The sequence below is a fragment of the Agrobacterium salinitolerans genome (assembly GCF_027498475.1).
In the GTDB taxonomy this organism is placed as follows: Bacteria; Pseudomonadota; Alphaproteobacteria; order Rhizobiales; family Rhizobiaceae; genus Agrobacterium; species Agrobacterium salinitolerans.
Map to the genome: position 1 here is coordinate 1,657,010 of NZ_JAPZLN010000001.1, position 11,938 is coordinate 1,668,947.

11 protein-coding genes are annotated in these 11,938 nt (G+C 58.3%); 7 read left to right on the plus strand and 4 right to left on the minus strand.

Annotated elements, in window-relative coordinates:
- Positions 1-323: 323 nt before the first annotated feature.
- Entirely contained in the window at positions 324-1,598 is a 1,275-nt protein-coding gene (locus tag O9X91_RS07890; protein WP_373692760.1) for a ubiquinone biosynthesis hydroxylase, read from the minus strand.
- Between the two features lie 26 nt (positions 1,599-1,624).
- Here O9X91_RS07890 and tesB point away from each other — a divergent pair, with 26 nt between their 5' ends.
- The 6 genes from tesB (at position 1,625) to O9X91_RS07920 (ending at position 9,071) form a co-directional block, all read left to right on the plus strand.
- Positions 1,625-2,509 carry an acyl-CoA thioesterase II gene (tesB, locus tag O9X91_RS07895; protein ID WP_142912922.1) on the plus strand — a complete coding sequence of 295 codons (885 nt, stop codon included), beginning with the start codon at positions 1,625-1,627 and terminating at the stop codon, positions 2,507-2,509.
- A 212-nt stretch (positions 2,510-2,721) separates the two neighbouring features.
- A complete protein-coding gene (locus O9X91_RS07900; RefSeq protein ID WP_004444057.1) occupies positions 2,722-3,072 on the plus strand; it encodes a P-II family nitrogen regulator in 351 nt (116 codons plus the stop codon).
- A gap of 29 nt (positions 3,073-3,101) precedes the next feature.
- Positions 3,102-4,448, plus strand: coding sequence for an ammonium transporter (locus O9X91_RS07905; protein ID WP_089153197.1), 1,347 nt, complete (start codon positions 3,102-3,104; stop codon positions 4,446-4,448).
- Positions 4,449-4,662: 214 nt separating this feature from the next.
- Positions 4,663-7,329 carry an FtsK/SpoIIIE family DNA translocase gene (locus tag O9X91_RS07910; protein ID WP_165691078.1) on the plus strand — a complete coding sequence of 889 codons (2,667 nt, stop codon included), beginning with the start codon at positions 4,663-4,665 and terminating at the stop codon, positions 7,327-7,329.
- A 50-nt stretch (positions 7,330-7,379) separates the two neighbouring features.
- Positions 7,380-8,105, plus strand: a complete 726-nt coding sequence (locus O9X91_RS07915) for an outer membrane lipoprotein carrier protein LolA (protein WP_165691077.1) — start codon at positions 7,380-7,382, stop codon at positions 8,103-8,105.
- A gap of 162 nt (positions 8,106-8,267) precedes the next feature.
- The gene (locus O9X91_RS07920; protein WP_269833838.1) at positions 8,268-9,071 is read left to right on the plus strand and encodes an exodeoxyribonuclease III; all 804 of its coding nucleotides are present in this window, start codon (positions 8,268-8,270) and stop codon (positions 9,069-9,071) included.
- Between the two features lie 15 nt (positions 9,072-9,086).
- On the opposite strand, the gene O9X91_RS07925 is transcribed toward O9X91_RS07920, so the two are convergent.
- On the minus strand, positions 9,087-9,542 hold the full coding sequence (locus O9X91_RS07925; RefSeq protein WP_142912920.1) for a cyclic nucleotide-binding domain-containing protein: 456 nt from the start codon (positions 9,540-9,542) through the stop codon (positions 9,087-9,089).
- 139 nt (positions 9,543-9,681) lie between these two features.
- Positions 9,682-10,365, minus strand: coding sequence for a response regulator transcription factor (locus O9X91_RS07930; protein WP_077981300.1), 684 nt, complete (start codon positions 10,363-10,365; stop codon positions 9,682-9,684).
- 286 nt (positions 10,366-10,651) lie between these two features.
- On the opposite strand from O9X91_RS07930, the gene O9X91_RS07935 reads away from it, so the two are divergent.
- On the plus strand, positions 10,652-11,155 hold the full coding sequence (locus O9X91_RS07935) for a L,D-transpeptidase family protein (RefSeq protein WP_089153196.1): 504 nt from the start codon (positions 10,652-10,654) through the stop codon (positions 11,153-11,155).
- A 72-nt stretch (positions 11,156-11,227) separates the two neighbouring features.
- Here the strand turns inward: O9X91_RS07935 and O9X91_RS07940 are convergent, their stop codons facing one another.
- Entirely contained in the window at positions 11,228-11,797 is a 570-nt protein-coding gene (locus tag O9X91_RS07940) for a CarD family transcriptional regulator (RefSeq protein WP_003505223.1), read from the minus strand.
- Positions 11,798-11,938 lie beyond the last annotated feature (141 nt).

Below are 11,938 nucleotides of genomic sequence, written 5' to 3' on the forward strand. Positions count from 1 at the left end.
GGCGCGGGGCGACCAGTCGACGGAATTTTCCTTTCAGATTCAGCCAGTTGAACGAACAAAAAGAATCCGGCAAAAATGAAATCGATTCGGCTGCGGAACAGTCTGCGAACGAATCGAATACGAATCGCTGACTCGATGGGATTCAGCTTTTGTTCTCCGCAATATCTGGTTGGTCAGGGCGCAGACCATACCAGATTGTGAATCCGGATAAGTCCTTGGCCGGATTCGGCTTTACGGCAAAGCCACCGGGCAGAAAATCCCGGAATCGGCTGTCAAGCGGCAATCCCGGAAAAACCGATCCGAAACATGCATGAGGGACTGGATCAGAGCACCTCGCCGGCAAGCAGACGCGGCGCATTCGCATCCGTCGTGCCGGCCGCCTGACCGATGAAATAGGATTTGAGACCCGGCAAACGATCCACGACCCCGAGACCGAAATCGCGCATGATACGGATAGGGCCAATATCGTTGGAGAAAAGCCGGTTCAGCACATCCGTCGTCACGCCCATCCGCAACGTGTCGAAGCGCCGCCAGGACTGATAGCGCTCCAGAACGTTGAGTGAGCCGATATCGAGGCCGAGCCGGTCGGCCTCGACCACGGTTTCGGCGAGAGCCGCCACGTCCTTGAAGCCGAGATTGAGGCCCTGCCCGGAAATCGGGTGAATGCCGTGCGCCGCATCGCCCGCAAGCGCGAAACGCGGCGCAACGAAAGAACGCGCCAGCGTCAGCCCCAAAGGGAAAGCGCGGCGGGGGCCGACCGGACGAAGAGGACCGAGCTTGTGACCGAACCGGCGTTCCAGCTCTTCCTCGAACACCAGGTCGTCGGAAGCCACCAGCCTGTCGGCATCGGCCGTGCGTTCGGTCCAGACGAGCGAAGAGCGGTTTCCCTTCAGCGGCAGGATGGCGAAGGGGCCCGATGGCAGGAAATGCTCCTCGGCGCAGCCCTCATGCGGCCGCTCATGCTCAACGGTCGTCACGATACCGGACTGATCGTAAGCCCAGTGCACGGTCTTGATTCCGGCCATGTCCCTGAGCGCGGAGCGAACGCCGTCACAGGCAATCAGCAATCGCGCTTCGAGCGTCGATCCGTCGGAGAGGCGAATGGCCGTCGATTGCGGACCCGCGGTAAAATCGGAAACACTGACACTGTGACGGATTTTTATGTCAAGACGCTCGCAAAGGCCTCGCAATGCGCCCACAAGAGCAACGTTCGGAACCATATGGGCAAACGGCCTGCCTTCTTCCACGGCGCCGTCGAAAGTCAGGAACACGGGACGCACCGGATCGGCGGTCTTCGAATCGGTGACGATCATCTTGTGTATTGGCTGGGCTTCCGGCTCGATCTCGTTCCATATGCCGAAAACATCGAGCATCCGGGTGGCCGCTGCTATGATGGCGGATGCACGAACGTCCTTTGCCCAGACATCCTCGGGAGCGGCCTCAACCACCTGCACATCGAGATGCCGGGCCGCCTGCTTGATTGCGACAGCAACGGAAAGACCGACATATCCGCCGCCTGCCACCACTACGTCCAGCATCGCGCTTCTCCTCAAATCTTGTGCACGCATCATCCGGGCACTATAGACCATGTGACGTATTCCTACAGCCGGAGCAGGCCGAAAAAATGTCGCATCCCTCGCAAACGTCAGATCCGATGGCCAATCTCATCGCCACACTCGATCTTGAGAAGCTGGAAGAGAACCTGTTCCGGGGCGAAAGCCCGCAGATCGGCTGGCAGCGGGTTTTCGGCGGCCAGGTCATCGCGCAGGCATTGATTGCCGCGCAAAGGACCGTGGATGACGACCGTTTCGTGCATTCGCTGCATGCCTATTTCATGCGTCCCGGCGATCCGCTGGTGCCTATCGTCTACGAAGTGGAACGCATCCGCGACGGCGCGAGCTTCTGCACACGCCGCGTGGTCGCCATTCAGCATGGCAAAGCCATTTTTTCCATGTCGGCCTCGTTTCAGATTTTCGAGGATGGTTTCGACCATCAGATCAAAATGCCTGACGTGACGCCGCCCGAAAAACTGATGAGCGAAGAGCAGATGCAGGCGGCCTTTCTTGCCAAGGCACCCGCTTCTATCCGCAAATACTGGAGCAACAAGCGGCCGATAGAGATACGGCCGGTTTCGCTGACCCACTATATCTCGAAAGAAAAGCTGGAACCGCAGCAGGATATCTGGGTTCGCGCCGTCGGTGATGTGCCCGATGATCCGCGTCTGCAGTCGGCCATTCTCGCTTATCTCTCAGATATGACCCTACTCGACACCTCGCTCTACGCCCATGGAACAACGATCTTCGATCCCTCCATTCAGGTGGCTAGCCTCGATCACGCCATGTGGTTCCATCGCCCCTGCCGTCTAGACGACTGGCTGCTTTACACACAGGATAGCCCCAGCGCTTCCGGCGCACGCGGTTTGACCCGTGGCAATATTTTCACCAGACAGGGTGAACTGGTCGCCTCTGTGGCGCAGGAGGGTTTGATCCGCAAAAGGGCAAATGATTAAATAATGTGCTTTTTTCTAAAATCGCACATTTAATAGACGCAAATTTTGGCGACAAATGCTCCTTTTTCAGACGTCTTTCATATAAGTTTTATATTTCAATAGGTTAGATACACACTCAAAACTGGCACGCCCTTTGAATGTATGTCCGCAGTCGCTGTTACTGATCTGCCAGCGGCAGGAGAGTCGGCTCCGTGCCGAGGACAAAACAAAGGATGGGAAACCAGATGAAAATTGTGATGGCCATTATCAAGCCGTTCAAGCTGGATGAAGTGCGCGAAGCGCTCACCGGCGTCGGCATCCAGGGCCTGACCGTGACCGAGGTAAAGGGTTACGGACGCCAGAAGGGGCATACCGAGATTTATCGCGGCACGGAATATGCGGTGAGCTTCCTTCCCAAGCTGAAGATCGAGATCGCAGTTCCATCCGACGTCGTCGACAAGGCCGTTGAGGCGATCGCATCTGCGGCAAAGACCGGGCAGATCGGTGACGGCAAGATCTTCGTTTACTCTATCGAACAGGCCGTGCGCATCCGTACCGGCGAAACCAACACAGAAGCGCTTTGAAGCACGGCTGACAGGGGAGTTTTCTAGCTATGCAACTCAACAAGTTTTCAACGCTCGGCAAGCTGGGCGCCGCAGCGGCGGCCCTGATGGCTCCGGCCATCGCCTTCGCCCAGGACGCCGCGCCGGCAGCAGCCGCAGCGCCCGTTCCGGAAAAAGCCGACACCGCATTCATGTATGTCGCGACGATCCTCGTGCTTTTCATGATCATTCCGGGTCTGGCCCTGTTTTACGGCGGTCTCGTCCGCACCAAGAACATGCTCTCCGTTCTCATGCAGTGCACGGTTGTCGGCGCAGTCATGATGCTCGTCTGGGTCATCTACGGTTACTCCTTCGCCTTTGGCGGCGGCACCGGCCCCTATTTCGGCGGCTTCGGCAAGCTGTTCCTGTCAGGCGTTTCGCTTGACAGCACGTCTGCGACCTTTTCCGAAGGCGTGGTGATCTACGAATACACCTTCATCGCCTTCCAGATGACCTTTGCGGCCATCACGCCAGCGCTGATCGTCGGCGCCTTTGCAGAGCGCGTGAAGTTCTCCGCCGTCATTCTGTTCACCATCCTGTGGGCCACCTTCGTTTATTTCCCGATCGCTCACATGGTCTGGGATGCAAACGGCCTGATCTTCGGCATGGGTGCTCTCGACTTCGCCGGCGGCACCGTCGTTCATATCAATGCCGGTATCGCAGGCCTGATCGGCGCGATCATGGTCGGCAAGCGCACCGGCTTCGGCAAGGACATGATGGCCCCTCACTCCATGACGCTCACTCTCGTCGGTGCAGCCATGCTGTGGTTCGGCTGGTTCGGCTTCAACGCCGGTTCCAACCTCGAAGCATCGGGCGGTGCGGTTCTCGCAACCATGAACACCTTCCTCGCAACTGCGGCCGCCATCGTTTCCTGGTCGCTGGTTGAAAGCTTCACCCGCGGCAAGGCCTCCATGCTTGGCGCCGCCTCGGGCATGATCGCCGGCCTCGTCGCCGTCACCCCCGCCGCCGGCTCCGTCGGCCCGATGGGCGCCATCGTTCTCGGCCTCATCGTCTCACCGATCTGCTACTTCTTCGTCTCCGTGGTGAAGAACAAGTTCGGTTATGACGACACCGCCGACGTCTTCGGCGTCCACGGCATTGGCGGCATCATCGGCGCTCTCGGCACCGGCATCTTCACCTCACCGCTGCTTGGCGGCACGGGCAAGGAAGATTTCTCCATCGCCTCGCAGGTCTGGACGCAGTTCGTCGCCGTCGCCATCACCATCGTCTGGTGCGCCATCGTCTCCGCGATCCTCTACAAAATCGTCGACGTGATCGTCGGTCTGCGGGTTCCGGTCGAAGCCGAACGCGAAGGTCTCGACCTCGCAACCCACGGCGAAGCCGCCTATCATTCCTGATATCCGGGAAAAGGGGTTCTCCATCCCCTCTCCGAAAAGAAGGCCCGCTCCGGCGGGCCTTTTTCTTTGCCATAAATCCGAAGCGCTTCAAAAAACCGCATGGTTAACACGACATTAACCAGCAAGCGGTTAGTTTTCCCTGTCAATCCGGGATCAGGTCTCTTGCCGGATCTTGCCGAAACCACAAAACAACGGGTTCAGGGACATGGGCAGAATGCATTCTCCGACATTCGATGGTCGTCACACGCGCTTCGTGTTGACGGCGTTTTTCGTACGTCAGATCATGGCTCTCGCCGGTTTCGCTCTGCTGGCCACGATTGCACTGGGCATCGCAGCGCTCGCGACATGGAATGTCGCGGATCCGAGCCTTTCCTATGCGACAGGAAACCAGCCCACCAATCTTCTGGGCTATGGCGGTGCGATTTTCGCCGATATCGTGATGCAGTTCCTCGGGCTTTCTGCAATCATCTCCCTCCTGCCCGTCATCGCCTGGGCGATCGCGCTGATCGCCGGCCACAAATTCCACCGCATACCCGCTCGCCTCGTAGCCTGGGTCGCAGGCGCCATCGTCTGCGCCGCCTCGCTCGGCTGTTTTCCGGCCCCCGTGACATGGCCGCTGCCGAACGGCATCGGCGGCGTCATCGGAGACATGATCCTGCGTTTTCCCGCCCTTTTCATCGGTGCTTACCCCACCGGCACGATCGCCACGGTACTGGGTGTCATATTTGCGGCGCCTGCCGCATGGCTGATGCTTTTTGCCGCCGGTGTCGTTGGCGGTCTGGATGACGAGCTGGAACGCGAAGAAGCGGCTCCCGTCGCCACCAGCAAGGCCCGCGCAGCCCGTGAGGCCGAGGAGGAGGATGAAGACGACGGCGAGGGGTTCTTTGCCAATATGCTCGCCTTCGGCGCGCTGGCGCATTACTGGTATATCACCCAGGCGCGCTTCCGCCGCCTGTTCGGTTTGAAGTCTAAATCCCTGCACGATGAATTCGAGCATCCTTATGACTTCAACGAATATGAATTCGGCACGCTGAACGAACCCTCACGCCTCAAGACCGCGATCAACCGCCTCGACCAGCGCGCGGAACCGTCTTTCGAAGAACGCGCCGCATCGCGTCGCCAGATGTCACCTCCCTCCATCGCGCTCGATCATGACGAGGACATGGATGACGAATCACGCTTCGACGCGGATGGACGCCGGCTGCCGGACGGCATTCTCTCCGACGACGAAACCGACCAGAAATTCACCGCCAGACAGGCGCCTGGTCGCGGGCAGACCAGAATAACCGCCCCTTCCGCACGCCCGAAACCCAGCGAACGCGTGGCGCGCGAAGCCCAAGCCTCCTTCATCGCCGCCGACGGCTTCCAGCTCCCCACCGTCCATCTTCTGGCAGAGCCTAAGAACGTCGTTCGCGACAATATGTTGAGCGAGGAAGTGCTGGAACAGAACGCCCGCCTTCTGGAAGGCGTTCTCGAGGATTTCGGCGTCAAGGGAGAAATCATTCATGTCCGCCCCGGTCCGGTCGTCACGCTCTACGAACTGGAACCGGCACCCGGCATCAAGTCCTCGCGCGTCATCGGCCTTGCCGATGACATCGCCCGCTCCATGAGCGCGATTGCCGCCCGTGTCGCCGTCGTTCCCGGCCGCAACGCCATCGGCATCGAACTGCCGAACCAGACACGCGAAACCGTCTTCCTGCGGGAACTGATCGGCAGCCGCGATTTCGAAAACAGCAAGGCCAAACTCGCCATGGCGCTCGGCAAGACCATCGGCGGTGAACCCGTCATCGCCGATCTTGCCAAGATGCCGCATCTGCTCGTCGCCGGCACCACCGGCTCGGGCAAGTCGGTCGCCATCAACACCATGATCCTGTCGCTGCTTTACCGCATGTCGCCGGAACAGTGCCGCCTGATCATGATCGACCCGAAAATGCTCGAACTGTCGATCTATGACGGCATTCCGCATCTGCTCTCTCCCGTCGTTACCGATCCGAAAAAGGCCGTCGTGGCGCTGAAATGGACAGTGCGCGAGATGGAAGAGCGCTACAAGAAGATGTCGAAGATCGGCGTGCGCAATATCGACGGCTTCAACAGCCGCGTGCAGCAGGCGCTCGACAAGGGCGAAATCCTCACTCGCACGGTGCAGACCGGCTTCGACCGCCAGACCGGCGAGGCGATATACGAGACGGAAGAATTCGATCTGAAGCCCCTGCCTTACATCGTCGTCATCATCGACGAAATGGCCGACCTTATGATGGTCGCCGGCAAGGACATCGAAGGCGCGGTGCAGCGCCTGGCGCAAATGGCGCGCGCCGCCGGCATCCATGTCATTATGGCAACCCAACGCCCCTCCGTCGACGTCATCACCGGCACGATCAAGGCCAACTTCCCGACCCGAATCTCCTTCCAGGTCACGTCGAAGATCGACAGCCGCACAATCCTCGGAGAGCAGGGCGCCGAACAGCTGCTCGGCATGGGTGATATGCTCTATATGGCAGGCGGCGGGCGCATCCAGCGCGTACACGGTCCCTTCGTTTCCGACAACGAGGTGGAAGAGATCGTCGCCTATCTGAAGACGCAAGGCGCACCGGAATATCTGGAAGCGATTACCGAGGAAGATGACGAGGAAGGCAATGGCGGCGGCCCGGCCGGTGCCGGCAATTTCTCCGATTCCGAAGACCCATACGATCAGGCCGTGGCCGTCGTGCTTCGAGATGGCAAAGCCTCCACCTCCTACGTGCAGCGGCGCCTCGGCATCGGTTACAACCGCGCCGCCTCGCTGATTGAGCGCATGGAGCAGGAAGGCATCATCGGCCCCGCCAACCACGCCGGAAAACGCGAGATCCTCGTGCCGACGGAAGCAGACATCATCGAGCGGTAACGTCCGCAACCAAGCGGGGCGAAGAAGCGTTATTACACGCTTTCAACGTCATGAAGCCGCCGCCTTTTATGGGGACAATCGCTGCGATGAAGGAGAATAGAATGAACGACCTCACCACCGGCGAAACGGCCAACGCAAACACACCGCAAAACGGCGTGACGCGTCGTGGCGTGCTGACGGCATTTTCCATGGCCGCAATCATGGCCAGCCTTTCTCCGCTTGACGCTTTCGCCCAGGCGGCCGGCAATACCGCGACAGCGCAGAAAATCGCCAATCACTTCTCGTCGGTCAAAACCATGATGGGGGAATTCGTCCAGTTCGGCCCGCGCGGGGAACAGACCGGCGGAAAATTCTACATCGAACGCCCCGGCAAACTCCGCTTCAATTATGAAGACCCCTCGCCCATGCGTGTCATCTCCGACGGCAAGAATGTCGTCATCGGCAATATGAAGCTGAAGACGTGGGACCTTTATCCGCTTTCCAAAACGCCCCTCAGCCTGCTTCTTTCCGACAAGATCGATCTCAGCAACCAGAAGGTTCGGAACGTGAAGGAAGAATCCGACCTGACCACCATCGTACTGGGCGACAAGAGCGTCTTCGGCGATTCCACTATTACCCTGATGTTCGATCCGAAGACCTTCGATCTGAGGCAATGGACCACGACCGATGCCCAGAACAAGGACACGACCGTCATGATCTTCAACGTCCAGACCGGCGTGAACCTTGATGAGCGTGTCTTCAGCATCAATTACGAGGAAGTCCGCAGAGGCGGCTGACACATAAAAGCCGGTGGAAATTTTTCGAGAGGCGGCCCTGCGGTCGCCTTTTTCATTTTACCGCTAAAATACATTCCCGTTTTCGTCGCGATGTTATAAGCCTGCGCCCCGGAAACTTGTCCCGAACCGTACGGTTTGCGGCAATAAAAGCGGAGCGGATGCATGTCGTTTTCGATAACCACCTGGAACATCAACTCGGTCAGGCTCAGAATGCCGATCGTTGAGCAGTTTCTGGTACGCTACAAACCGGACATTCTCTGCCTGCAGGAAACGAAATGCCCGAATGGCAAGTTTCCGATGAAGCCGCTGAAGGCGCTCGGTTATGAGCATGTCATCATCCATGGCCAGAAGGGCTATCACGGTGTCGCCATCGCCTCGAGGATCCCGCTGACCGAAGATCACCGACAGGACTATTGCGGTATCGGCGACGCACGCCACATTTCCGCAATTTTTGAGGTCGGATCGCGTCGCGTGCGGCTGCATAATTTCTACGTTCCGGCTGGCGGCGACGAGCCGGATCGGTCGATCAACCCGAAATTCGGCCACAAGCTCGATTTCATCGAGGAAATGAAGGCACTGCGCGCCGATGGCGTGCCCGGCACCTCCTCCATTCTCGTCGGCGACCTCAACATCGCGCCGCTCGAAAATGACGTCTGGTCGCACAAGCAGCTTTTGAAGATCGTCAGCCATACACCCGTCGAAACCGAAGGCATGCTGGATATCATGAGGAAGGGCAACTGGCTCGATCTGATGCGCCTGAATGTGCCGGAGACGGAAAAGATCTATACGTGGTGGAGCTACCGCGCCAAGGATTGGGAAGCTGCCGACCGCGGTCGCCGTCTCGACCATATCTGGTCCTCACAGGATCTCGGTTCCTCGCTTGAAAAAATCGAGATATTGCGTGAAGCCCGTGGCTGGAACCGACCATCGGACCACGTCCCCGTCACGGCCCATTTCCGCTTCTGAACGATAGAGTTTGCGTCACACGAAGCGGTTCTGCAAACGGGCCGCACCCGCCGCCAGCGCCGCGATATTGTCGCGAATGCGCGCCGACACGATATCGGCAACCTCCGGAAACTCCTCCACCAGCCGGTGAAAGAGGATGCGCGTTATCCGGATGACTTCGGAATCTTCCGCTGCAATGGCGGTGAACTTCCTTTCACAGAGGGTAAAAAGCGCCAACTCCGAAAGCAGCGCACCCTTGCCAGGCGTCGCCTGCAACAGGGGTTTGCCATCTCTTCCAGCCGTGAAAAGTTCGAAATGACCCGATGTCACGGCAAAGGCGCATTCTGCCGGCGAATGTTCCCGGAACAATGTCTGCCCTGCCGACACCCGGCGGCGTTCCGCACCGAAGGCGATGAGCCGCAACTGATCGTCACTGAACCCAGCAAATAACGGCACTTGCCCCAGCAGAATAATATCGTCCGTCAAGGCCATGTCGATCACTACTCCGGAAAGCCGCCTGCATCACTATAGCGGTTTTCCAATATCGGTCCTCAAAATACAAGACGTTGAAACGCCGCGCATCTTTTCAGGAGGCGCGGCGTGAGTTTTGCAGCGATGACAGAGCCTCGTCTCAGGGAACGATCTTGTAACCACCGTTCTCGGTCACCAGGATTTCGGCGTTGGAGGGATCCCGTTCGATCTTCTGGCGCAGACGATAGACATGCGTTTCGAGCGTATGCGTCGTCACACCGGAATTGTAACCCCAGACCTCTTCCAGCAGCACATCGCGCGTTACCACCGTGCTGCCGGCGCGGTAGAGATAACGGATGATCGCCGCTTCCTTTTCCGTCAGACGAATTTTCTTGCCGTCTTCAGTCGTCAGCAGCTTCTGGCTAGGCTTGAACTGATAGGGACCGACGGTGAAAACCGCGTCCTCGCTCTGTTCATACTGGCGCAGTTGGGCCCGGATGCGCGCAAGCAGCACGGCGAAGCGGAAGGGTTTCGTCACATAGTCATTCGCCCCGGCTTCCAATCCAAGAATAGTATCGGAATCTGTATCATGCCCGGTCAGCATGATGATCGGCGCCTTGAAGCCGCCTTTGCGCAACAGCTTTACCGCCTCGCGGCCGTCCATGTCCGGAAGACCGACATCCATGATCAAAAGATCGACCTGGGCGGTCTTGGCGGTCTGAATGGCCTGTGCGGCATTGGCGCCGTTGAGCAGCGAGAATTCCTCATAGGGAGACAATTGCTCGGTCAGCGTCTCCCGAAGATCGTCGTCATCGTCCACCAGAAGGATAGTGCGAGCCGTCATTCGGATTCTCAGCCTTTCTTACTTTAGCGCATCGGCCCAAAAATCAGGCTCGATTTTCGAGAAGCACGATACGTAGTTTAAAAGAGTTAGAGCGTCGCTTACGCATCCCAAAAGAGGCCCGGCGCTCTAATTATCAGCCAATTCAGCGGTTTGCCGATGAAAGGTCAACCCATTGCCATGATATAACGAAGTGCTATGACTTCACGTTAAATAACCTGCAAAGCAAAATCTCGTGAAAAACATGAGCACACAGCCCGTAAGACAACGTAAACGCGCATCGACGCTCATGGTTCGGCCAGCTCCCTCGAAAATCAGTCGCGCCATAGTCCAACTCGGGCACCTCAACTTTCCCGCAGCGATCGGCCGCAACGGCCGCACCGCATTGAAACGCGAAGGAGATGGAAAGTCTCCCATCTCCACCATCGGCCTGATGCACGGGTTTTACCGCGGCGACCGCCTTACCGGCATCGTCACGGCATTGCCGATGCAGCGAACACGCAAGTCCATGCTGTGGTGCGACGAGCCCCGCAGCCCGAATTACAACCGGCTGGTTAACGCGCCCTTCGCCCCGAGCCATGAAGAGATGATGCGAAACGACAGCCTCTACGACGTCTGCCTGGTACTCGACTGGAACATCACCTCGAGAAGCCGCAACCGCGGCTCGGCGATCTTCATGCATCTTATCAGACCGGGATATGAGCCGACCGCGGGCTGTGTCGCCCTCCATCCCCGTGATATGCGGCGCATCCTGCCGCATCTGCGCAAAGGCACGAAAATCCGCATCCTGTGAATTTCAGACCGCAACCGGGCAACAAAAAACCCGCCATCAAGGCGGGTTTTTTTAGAGGGAGAAAGCCGGTTATTAAGCGGCTTCGTCCTGAGAATCGTCCTCTTCGACGGTCTTGCCGCGCTTGGGGCCCTTGGCAAGGTTGACTTCCACCAGGCGAACAGCCTCGGTTTCAGACATCTTGTTGACGGCGGCGATTTCGCGCGCCATGCGGTCGAGAGCAGCTTCATAAAGCTGACGCTCGGAATAAGACTGCTCCGGCTGGTTTTCCGCACGGTAGAGATCGCGCACGACTTCCGCAATCGCGATGAGATCGCCGGAATTGATCTTTGCATCATATTCCTGCGCGCGGCGCGACCACATGGTCCGCTTCACACGCGCCTTGCCCTGCACCACTTTCAGCGCCCGCTCGACAAAATCGCCTTCGGAAAGCTTGCGCATGCCGATGCTGACGGCTTTGGCGACAGGAACTTTAAGACGCATCTTGTCTTTTTCGAAATCAATGACAAAAAGCTCAAGCTTCATGCCGGCGACTTCTTGTTCCTCGATGGCAGAAATGGTACCGACACCATGAGCGGGATACACAATCGCTTCACCGGTCTTGAAACCGTGATGTGCTGGAGATTTCTTCTGCTGGGTCGTCATTCGTTCTAAAAACTCCCTGTTACATACCCGGGGATGCCGGGGTTGGGTCGGTCAGGCCCTGATGAGACGGGGGAACCGTCAGGTGACTCCGCACTGGTCCAGCCGTGCACGCAAAAACACACCTTCCCGTCTTGCGGGGTT